The organism is Kribbella sp. NPDC055110 (assembly GCF_053607525.1).
Window position 1 is genome coordinate 272,594 of record NZ_JBSGTS010000002.1, and the last position, 21,207, is coordinate 293,800.

The 21,207-nt window shown below is 69.0% G+C and carries 24 protein-coding genes and 1 tRNA gene; 7 read left to right on the top strand and 18 right to left on the bottom strand.

What is annotated here, in order from left to right; all coding sequences use genetic code 11:
* Window positions 1-31 precede the first annotated feature (31 nt).
* Complete coding sequence (locus ACWF0M_RS04230) at window positions 32-724, top strand: type 1 glutamine amidotransferase domain-containing protein (protein WP_452234155.1); 693 nt, start codon at window positions 32-34, stop codon at window positions 722-724.
* A gap of 48 nt (window positions 725-772) precedes the next feature.
* Here ACWF0M_RS04230 and ACWF0M_RS04235 read toward each other — a convergent pair whose 3' ends face one another.
* Window positions 773-1,720 (bottom strand): cyclase family protein, encoded by a 948-nt coding sequence (locus tag ACWF0M_RS04235; protein ID WP_452234156.1) that lies wholly within the window; start codon window positions 1,718-1,720, stop codon window positions 773-775.
* Between the two features lie 77 nt (window positions 1,721-1,797).
* On the opposite strand from ACWF0M_RS04235, the gene ACWF0M_RS04240 reads away from it, so the two are divergent.
* Window positions 1,798-2,130, top strand: a complete 333-nt coding sequence (locus tag ACWF0M_RS04240) for a GNAT family N-acetyltransferase (RefSeq protein ID WP_452234477.1) — start codon at window positions 1,798-1,800, stop codon at window positions 2,128-2,130.
* Between the two features lie 4 nt (window positions 2,131-2,134).
* Here ACWF0M_RS04240 and ACWF0M_RS04245 read toward each other — a convergent pair whose 3' ends face one another.
* Both ACWF0M_RS04245 and ACWF0M_RS04250 read right to left on the bottom strand, forming a co-directional pair.
* Window positions 2,135-2,713: a dihydrofolate reductase family protein gene (locus ACWF0M_RS04245; RefSeq protein ID WP_452234157.1), complete on the bottom strand. Its 579-nt coding sequence runs from the start codon at window positions 2,711-2,713 to the stop codon at window positions 2,135-2,137.
* A gap of 66 nt (window positions 2,714-2,779) precedes the next feature.
* On the bottom strand, window positions 2,780-3,619 hold the full coding sequence (locus ACWF0M_RS04250; protein ID WP_452234158.1) for a helix-turn-helix domain-containing protein: 840 nt from the start codon (window positions 3,617-3,619) through the stop codon (window positions 2,780-2,782).
* A gap of 99 nt (window positions 3,620-3,718) precedes the next feature.
* Here ACWF0M_RS04250 and ACWF0M_RS04255 point away from each other — a divergent pair, with 99 nt between their 5' ends.
* Complete coding sequence (locus tag ACWF0M_RS04255; protein ID WP_452234159.1) at window positions 3,719-4,624, top strand: aminoglycoside phosphotransferase family protein; 906 nt, start codon at window positions 3,719-3,721, stop codon at window positions 4,622-4,624.
* 67 nt (window positions 4,625-4,691) lie between these two features.
* Here the strand turns inward: ACWF0M_RS04255 and ACWF0M_RS04260 are convergent.
* The 6 genes from ACWF0M_RS04260 to ACWF0M_RS04285 all read right to left on the bottom strand — a co-directional run bounded on the left by ACWF0M_RS04260 (window position 4,692) and on the right by ACWF0M_RS04285 (window position 7,189).
* Window positions 4,692-4,764: transfer RNA gene (locus ACWF0M_RS04260), tRNA-Ala, on the bottom strand.
* 349 nt (window positions 4,765-5,113) lie between these two features.
* Window positions 5,114-5,758, bottom strand: a complete 645-nt coding sequence (locus tag ACWF0M_RS04265; protein WP_452234160.1) for a histidine phosphatase family protein — start codon at window positions 5,756-5,758, stop codon at window positions 5,114-5,116.
* A complete protein-coding gene (rsfS, locus tag ACWF0M_RS04270) occupies window positions 5,755-6,171 on the bottom strand; it encodes a ribosome silencing factor (protein WP_452234161.1) in 417 nt (138 codons plus the stop codon). Before rsfS ends, ACWF0M_RS04265 begins: the two co-directional genes overlap by 4 nt.
* Before the next feature lie 8 nt (window positions 6,172-6,179).
* Complete coding sequence (nadD, locus tag ACWF0M_RS04275; RefSeq protein ID WP_452234162.1) at window positions 6,180-6,791, bottom strand: nicotinate-nucleotide adenylyltransferase; 612 nt, start codon at window positions 6,789-6,791, stop codon at window positions 6,180-6,182.
* Window positions 6,792-6,813: 22 nt separating this feature from the next.
* A complete protein-coding gene (locus ACWF0M_RS04280; protein ID WP_452234163.1) occupies window positions 6,814-6,972 on the bottom strand; it encodes a hypothetical protein in 159 nt (52 codons plus the stop codon).
* An 88-nt stretch (window positions 6,973-7,060) separates the two neighbouring features.
* Entirely contained in the window at window positions 7,061-7,189 is a 129-nt protein-coding gene (locus tag ACWF0M_RS04285) for a hypothetical protein (RefSeq protein WP_452234164.1), read from the bottom strand.
* A 144-nt stretch (window positions 7,190-7,333) separates the two neighbouring features.
* On the opposite strand from ACWF0M_RS04285, the gene ACWF0M_RS04290 reads away from it, so the two are divergent.
* Window positions 7,334-7,783, top strand: coding sequence for an Lrp/AsnC family transcriptional regulator (locus ACWF0M_RS04290; RefSeq protein ID WP_452234165.1), 450 nt, complete (start codon window positions 7,334-7,336; stop codon window positions 7,781-7,783).
* Here ACWF0M_RS04290 and ACWF0M_RS04295 read toward each other — a convergent pair.
* Window positions 7,716-8,915, bottom strand: a complete 1,200-nt coding sequence (locus ACWF0M_RS04295; protein ID WP_452234166.1) for an MFS transporter — start codon at window positions 8,913-8,915, stop codon at window positions 7,716-7,718. The two genes, ACWF0M_RS04290 and ACWF0M_RS04295, sit on opposite strands and share 68 nt — an antisense overlap.
* A gap of 87 nt (window positions 8,916-9,002) precedes the next feature.
* Between ACWF0M_RS04295 and ACWF0M_RS04300 the strand changes: the two genes are divergently transcribed.
* On the top strand, window positions 9,003-9,866 hold the full coding sequence (locus tag ACWF0M_RS04300) for a winged helix-turn-helix transcriptional regulator (protein WP_452234167.1): 864 nt from the start codon (window positions 9,003-9,005) through the stop codon (window positions 9,864-9,866).
* Window positions 9,867-9,880: 14 nt separating this feature from the next.
* Here the strand turns inward: ACWF0M_RS04300 and ACWF0M_RS04305 are convergent, their stop codons facing one another.
* Window positions 9,881-10,768 carry an alpha/beta fold hydrolase gene (locus ACWF0M_RS04305; protein WP_452234168.1) on the bottom strand — a complete coding sequence of 296 codons (888 nt, stop codon included), beginning with the start codon at window positions 10,766-10,768 and terminating at the stop codon, window positions 9,881-9,883.
* 66 nt (window positions 10,769-10,834) lie between these two features.
* Between ACWF0M_RS04305 and ACWF0M_RS04310 the strand changes: the two genes are divergently transcribed.
* The gene (locus ACWF0M_RS04310; RefSeq protein WP_452234169.1) at window positions 10,835-11,413 is read left to right on the top strand and encodes a PadR family transcriptional regulator; all 579 of its coding nucleotides are present in this window, start codon (window positions 10,835-10,837) and stop codon (window positions 11,411-11,413) included.
* A 550-nt stretch (window positions 11,414-11,963) separates the two neighbouring features.
* Complete coding sequence (locus ACWF0M_RS04315; RefSeq protein ID WP_452234478.1) at window positions 11,964-12,287, top strand: 4'-phosphopantetheinyl transferase family protein; 324 nt, start codon at window positions 11,964-11,966, stop codon at window positions 12,285-12,287.
* Window positions 12,288-12,291: 4 nt separating this feature from the next.
* On the opposite strand, the gene ACWF0M_RS04320 is transcribed toward ACWF0M_RS04315, so the two are convergent.
* The 7 genes from ACWF0M_RS04320 to ACWF0M_RS04350 all read right to left on the bottom strand — a co-directional run bounded on the left by ACWF0M_RS04320 (window position 12,292) and on the right by ACWF0M_RS04350 (window position 21,168).
* A complete protein-coding gene (locus ACWF0M_RS04320) occupies window positions 12,292-13,590 on the bottom strand; it encodes a glutamate-5-semialdehyde dehydrogenase (protein ID WP_452234170.1) in 1,299 nt (432 codons plus the stop codon).
* A gap of 301 nt (window positions 13,591-13,891) precedes the next feature.
* A complete protein-coding gene (locus ACWF0M_RS04325) occupies window positions 13,892-14,368 on the bottom strand; it encodes an HXXEE domain-containing protein (protein WP_452234171.1) in 477 nt (158 codons plus the stop codon).
* Window positions 14,365-15,492, bottom strand: coding sequence for a glutamate 5-kinase (gene proB / locus ACWF0M_RS04330; protein WP_452234172.1), 1,128 nt, complete (start codon window positions 15,490-15,492; stop codon window positions 14,365-14,367). Before proB ends, ACWF0M_RS04325 begins: the two co-directional genes overlap by 4 nt.
* A gap of 3 nt (window positions 15,493-15,495) precedes the next feature.
* The gene (gene obgE / locus ACWF0M_RS04335; protein WP_452234173.1) at window positions 15,496-17,073 is read right to left on the bottom strand and encodes a GTPase ObgE; all 1,578 of its coding nucleotides are present in this window, start codon (window positions 17,071-17,073) and stop codon (window positions 15,496-15,498) included.
* Between the two features lie 183 nt (window positions 17,074-17,256).
* On the bottom strand, window positions 17,257-17,517 hold the full coding sequence (gene rpmA / locus ACWF0M_RS04340) for a 50S ribosomal protein L27 (protein WP_130381076.1): 261 nt from the start codon (window positions 17,515-17,517) through the stop codon (window positions 17,257-17,259).
* An 11-nt stretch (window positions 17,518-17,528) separates the two neighbouring features.
* Window positions 17,529-17,846, bottom strand: a complete 318-nt coding sequence (rplU, locus tag ACWF0M_RS04345; protein WP_133780972.1) for a 50S ribosomal protein L21 — start codon at window positions 17,844-17,846, stop codon at window positions 17,529-17,531.
* A gap of 175 nt (window positions 17,847-18,021) precedes the next feature.
* On the bottom strand, window positions 18,022-21,168 hold the full coding sequence (locus ACWF0M_RS04350) for an Rne/Rng family ribonuclease (RefSeq protein ID WP_452234479.1): 3,147 nt from the start codon (window positions 21,166-21,168) through the stop codon (window positions 18,022-18,024).
* Window positions 21,169-21,207 lie beyond the last annotated feature (39 nt).

Genomic DNA, 21,207 nt, shown 5'->3' on the forward strand with positions numbered 1-21,207 from the left:
CCTATGCTCGTGGGAGTTGAGAGGCGGTGCAATGGCCAAGCGCATCCTGATCGTCGTCACCAACGTCGCTCACTACGACGACCCGTCCCACCCCACGGGCCTCTGGCTGTCCGAGCTCACTCACGCCTGGCACGTCTTCGAGCAGCACGGATTCGAGCAGACGCTCGTCAGCCCGGCAGGCGGCGCGGTGCCGCTGGAGCCGCGGTCTCTGAAGTTCCCCAATTACGACAAAACCGCCAAGTCCTGGCGCGCCGACCCGGAGCGGATGGCGCTCCTCGAGACCACGGCCGGTCCTCAGGAGATCAACGCGGCAAGCTACGACGCGATCTTCTTCACCGGCGGCCACGCGGTCATGTACGACTTCCCCGACAGCGAGGGCCTGCAGCGGATCACCCGCGAGATCTTCGAGCGCGGCGGCATCGTGTCCGCGGTCTGCCACGGGTACTGCGGTCTGCTCAACACCACGCTCTCCGACGGCACCTACCTCATCGCCGGACGCAAGATGACCGGGTTCGCCTGGGCCGAGGAGGTACTTGCCCGCGTCGACAAACTCGTGCCCTACAACGCCGAGGAACAGGCCAAGAAGCGCGGTGCGCTCTACGAGAAGGCCAAGCTGCCCTTCGTCTCCTACGCGGTGGCCGATGGCAACCTCGTCACCGGCCAGAACCCCGGATCCGCCAAGGAGACCGCGAACAAGGTCGCCGAGCTCCTGGATCGACTCTGACGCACTCTTCCGTGCCGCTTCGTGGTCGCTTGCGCGCGGGGCGGGCGGTCAGAATGTGGCGATCGGGTTGACCGGGCTGCCCGACGTACCGGCGAAGCGGACCGGCGCGACCGCGAGCTGGAAGTCCCACTGGCCGAGCTCGGCGGCCGTTGTCGCGCACTCCTCCAGGTCGCAGTTGTCGAGCAGCCACAGCCCCATCGCCACGAGGCTCACGGCGTGCACCGGCATCAGTACGTCGTCGTACCCTGAAGGCTGTACGTCCTGGGGCGTGTCGGCGCCGATCAACGCGACCTCCCGTTCTTGCAGCCACGGCAGGCAGGACGCGTGCCACCCGGCTTGCGTGATACCGCCGGACGGACCGCCCTCGTGTCGGGCGCGGCCGTAGCCGGTCCGCAGGAGCACCGCATCGCCGGATCGCACTCGCACCCCTTGGCGACGCTCAGCCTCCTCGAGGTCCTCGGGAAACACGCCCTCACCCGGCTCCAGCCACGGCACATCGCGGACCTTCGCAACGTCCAGCAGGACACCACGCGTGACGATCCCGTTCGCCGCCGCGGTGACGGCCGCCCACGCCGATCCTGTCGCTGCGTCGACCAACGAGTACGAGCGCCCGTTGTACATCTTCCCGTCCCAGAACAGGTGGCACGGCGAGTCGATGTGGGTGATCGTGTTGCCGTGGAAGAAGATGCCGAGCCGCTCGTTCGAGAAGCCCCAGCGCCGGTCGTTGTGGAACGCAGCCGGCATGTTCTCGGCGCCCGGCATCTCGGCGGCACACGGACACGACGTCGTCGCCCGCTCCATTTCCTCCGGTACGGCGACCTCCCAGCCGCACGACACACTCCGCCCGTAACGCACAGCCCGCGCCGCCGCCAGCCGGACGTCGTCGCTGATGTGGTTCAACGTGCCGAGCTCGTCGTCGTCGCCCCACCGCCCCCAGTTCGACAACGTATCGAAGTACCCGAGCACGTCGTCCTGCGTGGGTCGCCCTGCCGTCATCCCACCATCAACTCCTCCAAACCCGCTGAACTGCATGAAACTACATCGGCGGTCCAACGCGTGCGCGAGAAGACTTCATCCGGCTCATGAAGAACGAGTCCGCTCTTGTCCTCGTCGCAAGGCAGGACGAGAGGATCGCCGGTCATCTGGTCGGCTACCTGACGGCTCCGTCGCCAACCCGGTTCGGCCGACGTACTGCCGAGATCCGCAGTCTGTACGTCGACGAACCTGTTCGCTCCACCGGAATGGGCCAAGCCATGGTCCGCCACTTCACGACCTGGTCCCGGTCCCAAGCTGCCGCAGCCATCTCCGTCACCGCCTACGCCGCCAACCGGTCCGCCCGCGCGTTCTACGACAGACTCGGCTTCACCGAGCAGAGCGTCGTACTCCGCGCCACCCTCGACCAGTAAGCGGTCAACGGCGTACCGGATAGCGCAGGTGGAGTACCCGGTTGCCCTGAATCACGTCAGGATCCTCCAACAGGTGCTGCGCGTCGACCGACCCGAAGTAGCGCTTGCCGGACCCGAACACGACGGGTACGACGTCCATGCGCACCTCGTCTACCAGACCCGCGGCAAGCACCTGGCCACCGACGTCGCCGGCGGCGACCTCGACTATGCGGTCACCCGCAAGCTCCTGCGCCTTGGCCACGGCTGCCTCGACGCCGTCGACGAAGTGGAACGGCGCCTCGGGACCCCAGCCCTCGGGCTCCGGCCGGTGCGTCACGACGACCACGTGGTCGACACCGGCCGGAGGCTTCCCGTCCCAGCCGTCCGTCAGGTCAAAGACGTGGCGGCCTGCGATTGTCACCCCGATCTGGTCCCAGTACGCCCGGGTGTAGTCGTAGGACACCTGCGACACCTTCACCACGCCGCTCTCGTCCAACGGGACGTCACCGCTGGTCAACCAGTCGAACAGCGGTCCGGGCTGGTCGTTCTCGTCCGCGACGAAGCCGTCCACCGACACCGAGCTGTACATGACCACCTTGCCCACGGGGCTCTCCTCTGCTTCGGGGTGCCCCAAAATTAGCGTGTCGCGAGCTGTCGCTCTTGTAAGAAATCAATCGGCCGGCAGCGGCCAGCCGTCGAACACGTGGCCGGGATGTTCACGCATGAACTGCCGCCGCACTTCGACGTACCGGGTCGGCGTGAGTCCGGTGAACTCCCGGAACTCGTGGCCGAAGTGGGCCTGGTCGAAGTAGCCTGCGCGACCGGCGAGATCGCCCCAGTCGATCGGTACGGCGGGGTCGATCGCGAACACTGTGGCGGCGAATCGGTAGGTGCGTGCCAGCCGCTTCGGCGTGACGCCGATGAGTTCCTTGAATCGCTGCGCCAGATGAGTGCTACTGACACCGGCTGCCACACTCAGGTCGCCGATCGCCATCGCCCCGCTGGTCGCCGCGATCACCCTGCTCGTATGGCGGACCAACCCGAGGCCGGCGGTCTCGCGCAGCCGTCGCATCAGCTCGTCCTCGAGCAGAGTCAGCATCTCGTGCGGTCCGTCCGCCGTGGCCAGCCGGTCTCGCAGCTCAGCAACGGCGGGGCGGCCCCAAACCTGCTCTATCGTCACCGGCCGGTCACACAGCTCGGCCGCGGGCATCGGCAGGAATGGCGCCAGCCCCCACGGCTTCACGTGTACGCCGACGGACCGGGTCGGGATTGGGTAGCCGAACTCCAACGCGCGAGTGGGCGTGGTGACCACGCAGCCGTCGGCGTACTCGGCCGTCTCGATGTCGGTGCCGGCCCGGATGCGGAACGGCGCCCCGAGGTTGACGATGAGCAACGCAGCCGGCATCGGCGGCAGCGTCAGCCGGGCGTACGGCGGCGCACCCTCCAGGTAGTAGAGGTCGTCGACCAGCCCGTCCAGCGGCGACCGCGGCACTCGGGACACGTACTCCATTCACCCAGCATCGCCGACGCCCTGCAGTCCCGCGAGAGGCCGGTCTCCCGAGTGGGAAACCGATTGACAGCCGACGGGTCCGATCGATCGGATGGGCTCGTGAGTCCCCGCAAGATCCACGCCGACGACGCCGACATCGACACACCGCTCGTCCGCGAACTGGTGGCCGCACAGTTCCCGCAGTGGGCCGCGTTGCCGTTGGAGCCGATCGACTCCAGTGGATTGGTGAACGCGATCTACCGCCTCGGTTCCGACCTGTCCGTACGGCTGCCGCTCCGGCCCTCGATCAACGACATAGTGCAACGGGAGCAGGCGAAACTCGCGGCACTCGCGCCGTACCTGCCTGTGGCCATCCCTTCCGTCGAGGCGATCGGCTCACCCACCGACGCCTTCCCGGGCGCGTGGTCCGTCCACCGCTGGCTCACCGGTGCGCACCCCTCCCCCGACGCGCTGGTTGATCCGCGTGGGCTGGCGACGGACCTCGCGGCGTTCGTCGACGCGTTCCGGCGGATCGACCTGCCGGACCGGCCGCCGGCGTATCCGGGCGAGCGCCGGACGCGAGCTCCGATGGTCTCGATGGACGCCTCGACGCGGGAGGCGATCGGAGCGCTGGACGGCCTGATCGACGTTCGCGCAGCGCGGGCGTCGTGGGAGGAGTCGCTCGCGGCGCCGTACGACGGGCGCGAGGTGTGGGTGCACTCGGACCTGACGCCGAGCAACTTGCTCGTGTCGGCAGAGGGCCGGCTGACCGCGGTACTCGACTTCGAGACGTGCGGTGTCGGCGATCCGGCGTGCGACCTGTTTCCCGTCTGGTACCTGCTGCCCGCCAACGTCCACGACCAGTTCCGCACCACACTGGACGTAGACGACGCGACATGGCTCCGCGGACGCGGGCGCGTACTGTCCCAGGCCCTGATCGTGCTGCGGTACTTCAAGAACACCAACCCGGCCCTCACGAACTACGCACAGCACGCCGTCAGCAAGGTCCTCGCAACTCCCCGGTGAGCCCACAGTCACTCAAGTCACGAAAAAAGCCGGTTCTCCAAGTGGAGAACCGGCCCCTGAACTGCGGTGGAGCTTAGGGGATTCGAACCCCTGACCTCTTCCATGCCATGGAAGCGCGCTACCAACTGCGCCAAAGCCCCGCGGTGTCTTGCGACTCCGAAAGCTTAGCGGATCAGTGCCTGCAAAGAAAAATCGGTTCCCTCGTGGGGCTGGTGAGGTACATGACAGTCTGTTTGCGGTGTGTCGGCGGGTACTGCGAGCGCCTGATCTGCACGTTCTGTCCGCTGCTTACGGTACGTCGCGGCGCCGCGCGCGGGCGCCCCGAACCAGGCACGATCCACCGCCAACCAGTGCACTGCCGCACCGCTCCACGCGTGCATCCGATCCGCCACGGGCAGAGCTCCGAGGAGCAGCTCCCGCGCCACCGAAGGCGCCAGAACACAGCCGCCGCGAAGCGCTGTCCGCTGAGCGGTATCCCCCAAGTGCTTCTTACCTTTGGGGGTCGTCGCTCATTACTGGTTCGGGGAGGGAGCCGGCGTTCCATTCTTCGATTCGCCAGCCGGAGCGGCCTGGGAGGAGGGAGACCCAGTTGCAGTTGGCGAGGCCTCCGAAGGCGGGCCAGTTCGCTTGCGGGATGCCGAGGAACAGGCAGATGCCGACGCGGGCGGCGAGGCCGTGGGTGGCGATGACGATGGTGTCCTCGGAGGATCCCTCCGCGGAGATGCGAGTCAGCGCCTCGGCGAAGCGGGCGGCGACTTCTTCGATGGTTTCGCCGTTGGAGCCGCGGCGCTGGGATTCGCCGCTGCGGATGCGGGCGGCGGCCTCAGGGTTGATCGCGGCGAGCTCGGACATGGTGAGCCCGGCCCAGTCGTCGACGTCGATCTCACGCAGCGCCTCGTCGTACTCGATCTTCAGACCGGTCAGTACGGCGAGCTCACCCGCCGTAGACGCCGCGCGTTGCAGGTCGCTGGCGAAGAGTCGCGTGGGCGCGAGGGACGCGAGCCGAGCGGCGGCGGCGCGTGCCTGCGCGACGCCGACCGCGTCGAGCGGGATGTCGGCCTGGCCCTGGATCTTGTCCTGCAGGTTCCATTCCGTCCGGCCGTGCCGCCAGACGATCAGTCGGCCCGCGGTCATTCAGCGGGGGCCGAGCCGGGCAGGCCGGAGCCGGTGACCGCGGCGCCTGGGACGGGCGACGGCAGCGGGATCACCGGGCAGTCGCGCCAGAGCCGCTCGAGGGAGTAGAAGGCGCGCTCCTCGTCGTGCTGGACGTGGATGACGATCTCGAGGTAGTCGAGCAGCACCCAGCGGCCCTCGCGGGCGCCCTCCCGGCGGATCGGCTTGGCGTCGAAGTCGACGCGGAGCTTCTCCTCGACGGCGTCCACGATCGCGCGGACCTGGCGGTCGTTGGAGGCGGACGCGACCAGGAAGGCGTCGGTGATGGCGAGTTGCTCCGAGACGTCGAAGGCGAGGACGTTCTCGGCCTTCTTGTCGTGCGCCGCTTCCGCGGCCGCGGTCAGCAGCTCGATGGCGCGTTCACTGGCAGGCATAAAACGTCCTAACGGTTGGTGTAGAGCTCACGCTTGGCGATGTACTGGACGATGCCGTCCGGCACCAGGTACCAGGTCGGGTTGCCCTTGGCGACCCGGGCGCGGCACTCGGTCGACGAGATCGCCAGCGCCGGCACCTCGAGCAGGGTGATCCGATTCATCGGCAGCTGGTCGAGCGGCAGTTCGAGTTGTTCGGTTCCGGGTCGCGTACAGCCGACGAACTGGGCCAGCTTGAACATCTCGTCGACGTCCCGCCAGGTCAGAATCTGGGCGAGCGCGTCGGCACCGGTGATGAAGAACAGCTCGGCGTCCGGGTACAGCTTGGACAGGTCCCGCAGGGTGTCGATCGTGTACGTCGGTCCGGGCCGGTCGATGTCCACCCGGCTGACCGAGAACCGCGGGTTCGACGCGGTCGCGATGACGGTCATCAGGTACCGGTCCTCGGGCGGGGAGACCTTCCGGTCCGACTTCTGCCACGGCTGGCCGGTCGGAACGAAGATCACCTCGTCGAGGTCGAAGTACGACTGCACCTCGCTGGCCGCGACCAGGTGCCCGTGATGGATCGGGTCGAACGTGCCACCCATCACGCCGATACGTCGTATCCGCTCCACAGAAGCCACGTCAGCCCAACTGGTCAGCCGCTCAGCTGTGCGGCCGGCCCTTGCCCATGATGACGGTGACGAGCAGCAGCAGGACGAGGACGAAGAGCGCGAACCCGCCGTACCACCACTTCGAGATGTGCGAGGCCTCGACCGCGGCCTCTTGGAGAGCCGCGACCTGCGGCACCAGGAGCGTGAACATGAGGCAGAGCCTATCTCGTGACCGCCGGAACGACAGCGACCGGTGGCTTCGGACACTCGCCGAAGGTCACCGGTCGCGATAAGAAGGTTCAGCTGTGGCGGGCGTTGCGGGTCAGCAGCCGGCGCCAGGCAGACGGTACGGCGTGCGCGCGGCGGGCCTGCGCTGCGGCGCGATGCATCTCGTCGATACGGGCACGGGCAACTTCGGGGGTGATCATGGTTCCTTCACGGGGTTGGTACGGCGGAACCGGGGCGGACTGTCCCCGGTACCTCGAATTGTACGGTAAGTACTACGCTCTCACAAACGAATTAAAGGCACAGGACATTCCTGGCCTTGGAATCTGCGGTGAACAGGAGGCGTCATGGACGCGATCGATCGGCAACTGATCGAGGCGCTCCGGCTGAACGGCCGCTCCAGCTGGGCCGAACTCGGCCGGGTGGTCGGCCTGTCCGGCCCGAGTGTCCAGGAGCGGGTACGGCGCCTCGAGGAGCGCGGCGTACTGCTCGGGTACCGCGCGGTGGTCGCCCCGGACCAGGTCGGCCTCGGCACCAGCGCGCTGATCGGGCTGTTCCAGCGCGACGATGTCGAGACCGATGACATCGTCGATCAGGTCCGCGAGATCCCTGCGGTCGAGGACTGCTGGTTCGTCGCCGGCGACCAGGAGCTCGTGGTGAAGGTCCGGGTGGCCGACGTGACCCAGCTGGAGGCGGTCGTCGGCTCGCTGCGCCGCGTGAACGGGGTGGTCAGGACCCGGACGACCGTTGTGCTGTCGACCCGCTGGGAAGGACGTCCCGCGCCTTTACCCGAGTGAGCAGCAGTACGGCGCCCGCAGCGAGCGCCAGGCCCGCGGCGACGGGGTAGAGCAGTCCCGGTGCGTGCTGGTACGTCGTACCGCCGATCGCGGGCGCGAGGAACATGCCACTGATCGACGCGGCGGCGTACAGGCTCGAGTACCGCCCGACCATCCCTTCCGGCGCCGCATCGGCCACGTGGGCGGTAGCGGTCGGCTTATAGAGCATCTCCCCCGCCGTCATCACCACGATCGCGAGCGCCGCTCCCGCCAGCACCGGCCAGACGCCGACGATCGCCAGCCCTAGACCGATGCACGCGAAACCGGCCGCGATCACCCGGGTCGCACGGTGACCCTGCAGGCGTACGGCGATCGGCGCCTCGAACAGGACGATGACAACCGAGCTTGCCCCGAGCAGTACGCCGTACGCGACGGCCGGCGTGCCCGCATCGCGCAGGAGCAGCGGCATCGTGGCGAAGATCTGCCGGTAGACGGTGTCGACCACCACGATCGTCGCCAGCACCATCAGGACCGGGCGGTCGCTCAGCACCGACTTCCACAGACCGGTTGCCGACGGCCCCGGTGTACGACGGGCGCTCGGGACCCAGCGCCAGACGATCGCGGCCATGATCAGGCTGGTGACGGCGTCGACGACGAAGACGAACGAGAAGTCGTACGCCGCGAGCAGGCCTCCGAGGGGCGGACCGATGGTGAAGCCCGCATTGGTGGCCGTGCGGGACAGCGCGATGCCCTCCCGGCGGCGTTCGGGTGGGAGCGAGGTCGTGACGAGGGCGCTGAGATTCGGGCGACCGGCGCCGCCGAACAGGCCCGCTAGCGCTGCTAGAAAAGCTAGCAACGCTCCGGGCGTGAAGGGCATGGCGACACACGCGATCGCCCACAACAACTGGCTCGCGAGCGCCGCCGTACGCAGGCCGAACCGGTCGCCGAACCACCCGCCGCCGAGGTTGCCGCCGACCAGCCCGATGCCGTACGCCGCCGCGGCGAATCCGGCCTGCTGCGCCGACATGCCGCGGTCCTCGACGAGGTACAGCGTGAGGTAGACCCACGCGAGCGCGCCAGCCCCGTTGACGAGCTGGCCGACCATCACCGCCTTGAGCCAGGTGGGCAGCTCCGCGATCCGGCGCCAGTACACGTCCGCCCCCTCCGGTACAGTGAGTTCCTGTCGGGAACTTACTCGACCGGTCGGTGTGGCGGCAACCGGATTCCAAGGAGGGCGGACGTGCGACGGAGCACCTTCTCGCCCGAGCCGGACTGTGCGATCGCGCAGTCCCTCGGCGTCATCGGCGACGGCTGGGAACTGCTGATCGTCCGCGATCTGGCGCGCGGACTGGCGCGGTTCGACGAGCTGGCGGGGTCGTTGCACATCTCGCGGAAGGTGCTGACCGAGCGGCTGAACGGCTTGCTGCACAGCGGGATCGTCGAGCGGTCGGCGTACCAGGACCGCCCCACGCGCTACGCGTACGAGTTGACGCCGCGCGGGCGCGCACTACTCCCGGTCCTCGTCGCATTGCAGGACTGGGGCGATCGCTGGCTGCTCGGCGACGGGTCGCTCACCGGGACCAACGCTGCGGACGAGCCGCCGGCACATCGCCTGCAGGAGCTCGTGGGGCAACGGGTGCCGTACGTCGCCTTGCCGTCGATCGCTGGTACGACGGTTGACGTGGTGGATGCGGACGCGCGGGCGACCGTGCTGTTCGGGTACCCGGCGACGGGGCGACCGACTCGACTACCGGACGGATGGGACGAGATCGCCGGGGCGGCCGGGTGCACCTTGGAGAATCGGCTCTTCGGCGGCCGGTACGACGACTTTGCGTCGAAGGGGATCGCGATCCGCGGGGTCAGTACGCAGCGGACCGACGAGCAGCTGGCGTTCGCTCGGGCGGAGGAGATCCCACACCTACTCCTGTCCGATCTCGATCTCGAACTGGTGGCGGCGCTGCGGTTGCCGACGTTCCGGGCCGGCGGGTACGAGCGGTTGAAGCGGGTCGTGCTGGTGGTGGGCGCGGACCGGGTGGTGCAGGCGGTGCGATACCCGGTCACCGACATCGCGGATGCCGTCGACTGGGCGCTCACGACTGCTTGAAGAAGGCGTTAGCCTCACGACTGCTTGAAGAAGGCCTTCACCTCGGCGGCGATGCGCCGTACCACCTCGGGCTTCCCGTTCGGGTTGACACCGCCGGGATCTGAGGACGAGCCGTGGTCGTAGCCGTCGAACTCGATCCGGCGGACGTGCGGCAGCACCTTCTCCAGGGTCGCCCGCCCGGGTTCGAGGCCGGGAAGGCCCTTCGTGCCGCCGAGGAGAAGGACGTCGGCGTCGACCGTACGGAAGTTGTGGAAGGTTCCGGCGAGTTCGGCGACGATTGTGCCCTCGGCGTGGATCGTGGGAGCCAACTGACGCATCGTGATCGCGCTGGCGTCGGCCTGGCGCTCTTCCTTCGCCATCATCTTCTCGGTCATCCAGCGGAGCAGGCCGCGCGGCATCACCTTGAGGAACGCCGGCGCCATCTCGAAGCCGAACATGCTCGTCACCATGGCTCCGGCGACGTCGCCCCGGGCGATCTCCCGGTCGAACCGCACTAGCCATTCGCGATGCGGCGCGCCGCCGGCGACGAGCGCGGGCTCGTAGAGCGCGACCTGCTTGAGGTTGGGGAGGGTGCGGGCCGCCTCCAGGACGACCGCTCCCCCGGCGCTGATGCCGAATGCGCGCTCGGCGCCCGCAGCGGTGAGAACGGCGTCCAGATCCTCGATCTCGGTACGGACGCTGTGGTCCGGCTTGTGCGGGCCCGAGAGGCCGCGGCCCCGGCGGTCCGGGAGGTAGACGGTGAACTCGTCGGCGAGCGCCTCCGCGAACAGGGTGTGGCTCCGGGCCGACTCCATGCTGCCGTGCAGGACGACGACGGCCGGGCCTTCGCCGGTCTTGTAGTAGCCGATCTCGGTGCCGTCGCGGGAGGTGACGGTGCCTTGGGTCAGTTCTGCTGCTCTCATGGGATCGATAGTTACATGCGATCTAGTTACATTGCAACTAGTTTCATTGACCCTTATGCTGGGAGGGTGACCTTTCGACGCTCATCACTGGCGCTGGCGATTCTCGGGCTGCTGGAGAACGGGCCGCTGCATCCGTACGGGATCCAGCGGCTGCTGAAGCAGTGGGGTAAGCACCAGGTGGTCAACGTCGGGCAGCGAACCAGCCTGTACCGGATGATCGTGCGCCTGGAAGAAGCCGGACTCATCTCGGCCGGCGCGACGGAGCGGGACGAGCGGTACCCGGAGCGGACGGTCTACAACCTGACCGACGAGGGGCGGGAGGTCTGCCGGGAATGGCTGGCGGAAATCCTGACGACGCCGCGGAACGAGTTTCCGGAGTTTCCGGCGGGGTTGTCGTTCGTGATGCTGCTTCCGCCGGAGACTGCGGGTGAGATGCTTGGGCAGCGGCGAGAACGGTTGACGAAGCGGATCGCGGAGCTGCAACTGGAACTCCGGTCGGAGGCAGACGGGAAGCCGGTCCCCCGATTCGCGCTACTCGAGACTGAGTACCACGTCGCAGTCACCGTCGCCGAGGCGAAGTGGATCGACACCATCCTCCACGACCTCCGAACAGGCACCCTCACCTGGACCCCCGGCCCAGCATGAACACCCCCGAACCGAAGAACTCGCGGCATAACGGGACCGGAACCACCCAAGACCGGCCCGCAACAGGAGCTGGGCACGACGAGACCGGAGCCCTGACGGGTGCTGGACACGGCGACGCCGGGACCGCGGCGGGTGCTGCGGACAGCGAGGCCGGGTGGGGCGCTGAGCACGGCGAGGGCTGGGTCGTGGTGGGTGCTGGGGAGGAGGGGTCGGGGTTGTGAGGGGGCGGGGTGCTGCGGGGGTGGGGGTTGAGGTTTGGTGGGTGGGGGTTGGGGCGGCTCGAGACGAGTTCGTTCGGGATCTGGATGAGGTTGAGCGGGGGCGGTTGGCGGCTTATCTGCGGGATGTGGACAAGGCGCGGTTTCTGTTGGGGGTGACGCTGGTGCGGCGGGTGCTGGCGGAGAGGCTTTCGTTGCCTGCGGCAAAGGTTGCTTTGGACAGGACGTGTTCGGAGTGCGGGAAGCCGCATGGGAAGGTGCGGGCTGCGGGGGTTGAGTTGTCGGTGACGCACTCGGGGGATCTGGTGGGCGTCGCGGTGGCTGATCGGCCGGTGGGTCTTGATGTGGAGAAGGTTGATCTGGGGGTGGATGTCGACTCGGTGGCGCGGGTTGCGTTGACGGACGCGGAGGTGCGCGAGTTGAGCGGGTACGACGGGATCGCGAAGGCGCGCGCGTTCACGACGTACTGGACCCGGATGGAAGCAGTCGCCAAGGCAACAGGCGAAGGACTACGCGGAGATCTGCGTGGGGTGGTGCCGAGTGGGGTTCAGGTGCGGGAGTTGGAGGTGGGGGTGGGGCATTGTGCTGCGGTTGCGGTGATTTCTGGGGGGCCGCTCGTGGTGCAGGTGCGTGATGGGGCGCGGTTGCTCGGGTGAGCGGTTAGGTGCGGATTTGGCCTTCGCCGGTGACTACGTACTTGGTGGAGGTCATTTCGGGGAGGCCCATGGGGCCGCGGGCGTGGAGTTTCTGGGTGGAGATGCCGATCTCGGCGCCGAAGCCGAACTCACCGCCGTCGGTGAAGCGGGTGCTTGCATTCACCACGACGGCTGCCGAGTCGACCGCGGTCGTGAACCGGCGCGCGGCCGCCTGCGAGCGGGTGATGATCGCGTCGGTGTGACCGGAGCTGTACCGGCGGATGTGCTGCACCGCGTCCTCGAGCGAGTCGACAACTGCCGCCGACAGATCGAGCGAGTTGTACTCCGTCCCGAAGTCCTCCTCAGTCGCCTCAACCACCGAACCCGCACCCTCGACCGCAGCCGCAGCGGCGCTCGCGGCCGTTGTGGACTGGTTGTTGCTGATCGCAACTATCTTGGGGTCGGCGTGGACGGTGACGCCGGCTTGGGACAGGGCGGGTAGGGCGCGGGCCAGGAACTCCTCGGCGACCGACGCGTGCACCAGCAGGGACTCGGCTGCGTTGCACACGCTTGGGCGTTGGGTCTTGGAGTTGAGCAGGATCTCCAGTCCGAGGTCGAGATCCGCGTCCGCGTCGATGTACACGTGACAATTGCCGACCCCGGTTTCGATCACCGGTACGGACGACTCGCTGACCACGGTCTGGATCAGCCCGGCGCCACCGCGTGGGATCAGTACGTCGACCAGGCCGCGCGCCTGCATGAGTTCCTTCACCGCGGCCCGATCCGTCGGCACGCCCTGGACGACGTCCGCCGGCAACCCGGTCGCCGAGGCGGCGTCCCGCAGTACGGCGATGATCGCCTCGTTGGAGGCGGCCGCGGACGACGAACCGCGCAGCAGGACCGCGTTGCCGGACTTCAGGCAGATGCCCGCGGCGTCGGCCGTCACGTTCGGCCGGGCCTCGTAGATGATCCCGACGACGCCGAACGGCACCCGCACCTGCCGGAGCTCGAGTCCGTTGGGCAGCGTGTACCCACGGACCACTTCACCGATCGGGTCCGCCAGCCCCGCGAGCTGCTCCAGCCCGGCCGCCATCGCGTCGACCCGCGCCGGGTTCAGCGCCAGCCGGTCGACCGTGGATTCCGGCGTACCGGCGTCCCGCGCGGTCGCCACGTCCTTCGCGTTCGCCGCGACGATCGCGTCCGTGTTCGCGCGCAGCGCCGTCGCCATCGCGTGCAACGCCGCGTCCTTGGTCGCCCGGGACGCCTCCGCCAACGCGTACGACGCCACCCGCGCCCGCCGCGCCAACTCGATGATCTCGCTCACCCCTTCATCGTATTGCCCCACCCTCACGACCAAGGACGCCGATCTCACCAGACGACCCCAAGCCCCGGACGCCCGCCACTCATCAACCGCCAGTTCTTCGCCACGACCACGCGTACGCACGCCGGCAGACAGCCCGTCCGGCCGGGTTGGTGAGTGTTGGAGATCCGCCGCCGCCCGGTTCGCCAGGTGTGCGGCTTCCGCCGGCACCACAAGTGGGATCGCCAGGCCATCACAATCGCCCGCAGGACGCGCGGCTGAGCGTGGCAGCGTTCACCGACCGCGCATTGTGATGGCGTGGCGATCAGGCTCGACGTAGGCGCGGAAGGCGGGCGATCGCGTGGGCCAGCGGGACCACTGCCGCCAACGCCACAGCAAGGCGCCGGTCGGTCGGCGCGATCGGTACGTCGTCTGCCTTCAGCTGGCGCCACGCCCACACACTGAACGGGATGACCACCAACGGCGTGGTGATCAGGCCGGGTGTGTAGCGGCGCAGTACGGCGGACTGGGCGAGGTGAGTGCCGGCGTGCAGGCCGAAGCCCATCAAGGACGCCTGGAAGAACCTGCTCCGGCCACCCGTTGCAGCGCCCGCAGCAGAGGCGGCCGCCATCGCGACGCCGGTCAGGCCGATGGCGGTGGCCGACTCGGTGCGGGACATCGGCAGGGCCTTCGTCAGCGGTGCCGGCAGGTCGGTGCGTTGCGAGAACGACGGCATCGCGGCCAGCTCTTCCAGGTCGTGGACGATCCACGCCGCGAGCAGGCCCCAGGCCACCTTCTTCACAGGAGGACGAGGTCGTCGCGGTGGACTACCTCGCGTTCGTACGCCGCGCCGAGCTCGCGCGCCAGGTCCCGGGTCGAACGGCCCAACAGTTCCGGCAGCTCGGATGCGTCGTAGTTCACCAGCCCGCGCGCGATGACAACACCTGTCGGCGACACGAGGTCGACAGGGTCGCCTGCGGAGAAGGTGCCTTCTACTGCGATGATTCCGGCCGGCAGGAGCGACGCGCGGCGCTGCGTCACCGCACGGACCGCTCCTTCGTCCAGCCGCAGGATGCCCTGACCCGACGTAGCGTGCGCCAGCCACAGCAGGCGCGTCTTGCGGCGTCGGCCGGTCGGGTGGAACAGCGTGCCGACGGGCTGCCCGTCGAGCGCCTCGCCGACCCGCGCGGCAGAGGTCAGGATCACCGGAATCCCTGCCTCCGTAGCGATTGCGGCCGCCTCGACCTTCGTCTGCATGCCGCCGGTGCCGACGCCCGACGAGCCGGTCTTCCCGATCGCGAGCGGCTCCAGGTCGGCGGCGCCACGGATCTCGGTGACCATCGACGTACCGGGTTTGCGCGGATCCCCGTCGTACAGCCCGTCGACGTCGGACAGCAGGAGCAGCAGATCGGCGTGCACGAGGTGACTGGTCAGCGCCGCGAGCCGGTCGTTGTCGCCGAAGCGGATCTCGGTGGTCGCGACCGTGTCGTTCTCGTTCACGATCGGTACGACGCCCAGCTCGAGCAACCGCGCGAACGTCCGGTAGGCGTTGCGGTAGTGCGATCGGCGCGTCACGTCGTCGACCGTCAACAGCACCTGCCCGACCCGCAGGCCATGGGCCGCGAAGGCATCGCTGTAGCGGGCCATCAACAGTCCTTGGCCAACAGAAGCAGCTGCCTGCTGCGTCGCCAGGTCACGCGGCCGGGTGCGCAACCCCATCGGGGTCAGGCCGGCGGCGATCGCGCCGGACGAGACCAGTACGACCTCGGCCCCCTCCACCCGGCGCGCCGCGATGGCGTCGACGAGCAGCCGGAGCCGTTCGAGGTCGATCTTGCCGCGCTGGGTCAGCGACGACGAGCCGACCTTCACGACGATTCGCGTGGCGTTCAACGCCTCCGCGCGCCCCGTCCGGGGATGCACCGTCATGGATCAACCGTTTTCTGTGCTTTCGGTGCCCAACTCGCGCGCTTCCTTGCGCGCCAGCTTCGCCGCGGCCGCCGCTGCTCGCTTCGCCTCGGCCGGGGACAGGTCGACGTCGTCGGTGTCCCAGTTCTGGCCGTACTCCGACCAGTCCTCGGTCCGCTCACCCTCCCGGAAAGCGTGGTACTCGGTGTCCTTCGCACGCCGCCGCTGGGCCGCGGGACGATCCTCCTCGAGCCGGTGGTCCTCACCGCGCCGGGCGAGGATTTCCGCGCCGGCCTGGACGTCCGGCGCGAAGTCGAAGACGATCGCGTTCGGCCCGTCGCCGATGACGACCGCGTCACCCGGGTTCGCACCGAGCTTGAGCAGTTCCTCCTCGACGCCGAGCCGGTTGAGCCGGTCGGCGAGGTACCCGGTCGCCTCCGCGTTCGCGAAGTCGGTCTGCCGCACCCAGCGCTCGGGCTTCTGGCCCTGCACCAGCCAGCCGCCGTCCTCCGGCAGCTTCTTCACCTTGAACTCGGGTCCGCCTTGCACCTGCGGCCGGATCACGATCCGCGTGGTGTCGGGTTTCGCCTGCTCCGCGCGCCGCCGTACGACGATGTCGGCCATCGCGAACTTCAACGCCTCCAGGCCCTCGTGCGAAGCGGTCGAGATCGGGAACACCCGGTACCCGCGCTGCTCCAGCTCGGCCTGCACCATCTCGGCGATCTCGCGGGCGTCCGGTACGTCGATCTTGTTCAGGGCAACGAGTCGCGGCCGGTCCTCGAGCCCGCCGTGCGCCTCGAGCTCCGCCTCGATCGTGTCGAGGTCGCTCAACGGATCCCGGCCCGGCTCGTACGTCGCGCAGTCGATGACATGTACCAGCGCGGCGCACCGCTCCACGTGCCGCAGGAAGTCGTGCCCGAGCCCGCGCCCCTCGCTCGCGCCTTCGATCAGACCTGGTACGTCGGCGACGGTGAACGTGGTGTCACCGGCAACGACCACGCCGAGGTTCGGGATCAGGGTGGTGAACGGGTAGTCGGCGATCTTCGGCCGGGCGCGGCTGATCGCGGCGATCAGCGACGACTTGCCGGCGCTCGGGAACCCGACCAGGCCGACGTCCGCGACGACCTTCAGCTCCAGGACGAGCGTGCGCTCCTCGCCGTCCTCACCGAGCAGCGCGAACCCGGGCGCCTTGCGCGCGCTGCTCGCGAGCGCCGCGTTGCCCAGACCGCCCTTGCCGCCCTGCGCCGCGACGAACTCCGCGCCCGGTCCGACGAGATCGGCCAGTACGTAGCCGTTCGCCGCACTGATGACCGTTCCGTCCGGGACCGGGAGGACGACGTCGCCGCCATTGGCCCCGGCCTGGTTGTCACCCTTGCCCTGGGCACCGTTCGTGGCGGTGCGGTGGCTGGAGCGGTGGTAGTCGACGAGTGTCGTGGTGTCCGGATCGACGCGCAGGATCACGCTGCCGCCGTCGCCGCCGTTTCCGCCGTCGGGGCCGCCGAGCGGCTTGAACTTCTCCCGGTGCACCGAGGCGCAGCCGTTTCCGCCACGGCCCGCGCTGACATGCACCGTCACGCGGTCGACGAAGCTGGGGATGGCCATCGGTGTTCTCTACTTCCTCTGGTGGACCGCCACGCATGCACAACTGGCGTTTTCGGCCCGAACGGAGCTCATGTCGGGGGTTCTGCCTGCGTGGAGGCACAGACTTGGGAATCAACGCGAAGGGCGGGTCGCGGAATTCCGCGACCCGCCCTTCGACAGAGCTTCGTGAACCGGGTGGCGGTGTTACTCCGCCGGGGCCGGGACGATGTTGACGACGCGGCGACCGCGCCGGGTGCCGAACTCCACGTGGCCCTCGGCGAGCGCGAACAGCGTGTCGTCGCCGCCGCGGCCGACCAGGTTGCCCGGGTGGAAGTGCGTGCCGCGCTGACGGACGATGATCTCGCCGGCGTTGACCAGCTGACCGCCGTACCGCTTCACGCCGAGGCGCTGGGCGTTGGAGTCGCGACCGTTACGGGTCGACGCTGCTCCCTTTTTGTGTGCCATCTCAGATCAGCTCACTTCTTCTTCGCGTCGATCGCGGTGACCTTGACCTGGGTGTAGTGCTGGCGGTGCCCCTGGCGCTTGCGGTAACCGGTCTTGTTCTTGTACTTGAGGATGTGGATCTTGGGGCCCTTGGTGCGGCCCAGGACCTCGGCCGACACGGCCACGTTGGCCAGCGCCGCAGCGTCGGCCGTCACGGTGTCGCCATCCACGACGAGGACCGCCGGCAGCGACACAGTGTCGCCCACCTGGTCGGTCAAGCTGTCGATCTCGATGACATCGCCGACGGCGACCTTCTGCTGGGTGCCGCCACTGCGCACGATCGCGTACACCGTGGATCTCACTCTCTGCTGGATCGGAAAACTAACGGGGGCCTGCACAGACCTGGCGGCCCACACAAACATGGCACGCGGAACCGCGCGCCGACGCTCAAGTTTACGGGTCCCCTCACAGGCGGGTCAAACTGGCCTCCCCGCCCGGTGAGGGACCCGTATCACATAGGTCGTGTCAGCTACCGGTGGTGACGAGCTCGGACGGCTCCGCACCCTCACCCTCGGTAGTGGTCTTGCTCCGGCTGCGGCTGCTGCGCCGCCGCCGGGTGCTCTTCGGGGCGCCGTTCTGCGCAGCGTCCGATGCGTCTGCAGCCGGTGCCTCAGTCTCCGTGACGGCCTGGGTGGCCGTTTCGGGAGCCGGGAAACCGGTGGCCTCAGGGCTCACGTGCTGGTCGGCGTCGGCTGACACCGGGTAGCCGGTGGGTTCCGGCGTACCGCCGGTCTGCTCGTCGTCCGCCTTCGCGGAGGCCGCGGCGATCTGGGCCAGCCTCTGGGCGGCGTCGCCGTTGTGCTGCGGCGCCTCGGCCTCGACGGCCTGCTCGTCCTCGCCCCGGCCCTTGCCGCGGCGGCGGCGCGAGCTCTTCCGGCCGCCCTCCTCCGCCTGCGCAGGCTTCTGGTCCTGACCGCTGGCGTTGTTCTGCCCATTGTTCTGGCCGTTGCGGCCGTCGCGGCGACGGGACTCCTTCGGCTCGTCGTGCAGGATCAGCCCACGGCCACCGCAGTGGTCGCAGTTCTCGCTGAACGCCTCGAGCAGTCCGGTACCGATCCGCTTCCGGGTCATCTGGACCAGGCCGAGCGAGGTGACCTCGGCCACCTGGTGCTTGGTCCGGTCGCGGCCCAGGCACTCGACCAGCCGGCGCAGTACCAGGTCGCGGTTCGACTCGAGCACCATGTCGATGAAGTCGATGACGATGATGCCGCCGATGTCGCGGAGCCGGAGCTGCCGGACGATCTCCTCGGCCGCCTCCAGGTTGTTCTTGGTGACGGTCTCCTCGAGGTTGCCGCCGGACCCGGTGAACTTGCCGGTGTTGACGTCGACGACGGTCATCGCCTCAGTGCGGTCGATGATCAGCGAGCCGCCCGACGGCAGCCAGACCTTGCGGTCCAGTGCCTTCTTGATCTGCTCGTCGATCCGGTAGTCCGAGAAGACATCGCTGTGCGCCTTCTCGACCCGGTCGACCAGGTGCGGCGCGACGCCCTCGACGTACTCCCGGACCTGGTCGTACGCACGGTCGCCGGAGATCACGAGCTTGGAGAAGTCCTCGGTGAACAGGTCGCGTACGACGCGGATCAGCAGGTCGGGCTCGCCGTACAGCAGCTGCGGGGCCTGACCGTTCTTGGACTTCTTGTCAATCTCTTCCCAGGCGGCCTGCAGGCGGCTGACGTCGGAGGTCAGCTCCTCCTCCGAGGCACCTTCCGCGGCGGTCCGGACGATGACGCCGGCCTCGTCGGGGACGATGTCCTTGAGGATCGTCTTCAGCCGGTTCCGCTCGGTGTCGGGCAGCTTGCGGCTGATGCCGCCGTTGCCGCCGCGCGGGACGTACACGACGTACCGGCCGGGCAGGCTGATCTGGTTCGTCAGGCGGGCGCCCTTGTGGCCGATCGGGTCCTTGGTCACCTGGACCAGGACCGACTGACCGGACTTCAGCACCTGCTCGATCTTGCGCGGGCCGTTGGCGCCACCAAGGGTCGCCCAGTCCACCTCACCGGCGTACAGCACCGCGTTGCGGCCCTTGCCGATGTCGATGAACGCGGCTTCCATGCTGGGCAGCACGTTCTGCACGCGGCCGAGGTACACGTTGCCGATCAGCGACGTCTGCTCGGCGGTCGTCACATAGTGCTCGACCAGGACGTTGTCCTCGGAGACCGCGATCTGGGTGACGTCCTCGCGGGACCGGATCACCATCGTCCGCTCGACCGACTCGCGCCGGGCCAGGAACTCGGCCTCGGTGACGATCGGCGCGCGGCGGCGACCGGCGGCGCGGCCCTCGCGGCGACGCTGCTTCTTCGCCTCGAGACGGGTCGAGCCCTCGATCGCGGTGACCTCGTTCGCGACGGTCTTGCTGCGCGGCTCACGGACCCGTACGACGGTCTCGTCGGGGTCGTCCGGGGACGCGACGCTGTCCTCGCCCTTGCGGCGACGACGGCGGCGGCGACGGCGGGACGAGCTGCCGCCCGACTCGCCGTCCTCGTCTACGTCCTCGGCCTCGACGTCGGAGTCGGCGTCAGCGGCCTGGGCGTCGGTGTCCTGCTCGGACTCGTCGTCCTCGTCGTCGGACTGCTCGTCGGCGCTGTCCTCGGCGCCGTCCGCGTCACCGGACTTGCGGCGACGGCGACCGCCACGACGACGGCGACGACGGCGGGTGCCCTCCTCGCCGTCCTCGCCCTGTCCGTCGGCCGCGCTGTCGGCAGCCTCCTCGTCGGCGTCGGTGAGGTCGGTGTCGTCCGTGTCGTCGCTCTTGGCGGCGGCGCGGTTGTTGGTCCTGCTCGTCCTGTTGGACCGGGAGCTGGTCCGGCTGCGGCCTTCGGTCTTCTCCTCGGCCTCGCCGTCGGACTGCTCGGCGCTCACGGTCTGCGGGGCGTCGTCGGTGGTCGGCTCGGGCGCGTTCTCGCGTGCCTCAGCGTCGCGACCGCGACGGCTCCGGCGGCGGCGTGTGCCGCTCGGCTGCTCGTCGGCAGCCGGCTCCGGGGCGGCCTGGGCTGCCACATCCGCCGGGTCCGCGGCAGTCGCCTGAGCGGGCTGGCTGGACCTGGGCTGGGTGTTCTTGGCGGTCGCGGGCTCGGCGGCGTGCGGTACGTCGGTCGGCGCCTGGAACAGCACCGTCGCAGCACCAGCCGGCCGCCGGCGCGTACGCCGCGTGCTCGGCGCCTCGTCCTGCGTCTCAGCATTCCGAGAAGCCGCAGCCTCAGAAGCCGTCGCCCGAGCCTCGGGAGCCGTCGTACGGGCGTCAGGAGCCGTCGTACGGGCGTCAGGAGCCGTCGTACGGGCGTCAGGAGCCGTCGTACGGGCGTCGGGTGCCGTCGTCGGGGCGTCGGACGCTGCGGAGTCGGCCGTCGCGGCAGACTTCGTCGTACGGCGCCGTGAGCTGCGCTTGGCAGCCGGTGCCTCGGCAGCAGCACCTGACGCGGCGGAGTGCTCGCCGCCCCCAGCGTTCGCGGATGCGGCGTTCGCGGAAGAGCCGGACGCGGAGGCGTCGGCGGGGGTGGAGGTGTCGGCGGCCGGGGTGGCTGCGGTTTTCTTGGTGGTGCGTTTGCGGGTGGTCTTCTTTGCCGGGGCGGTCGCCTCGGGCTCCGCGGCGGACTCCACGGGAGCCGCGAACAGCTCCGGGGCCGTGTCCTGGGACGCGGCCTTCTTCGTGGT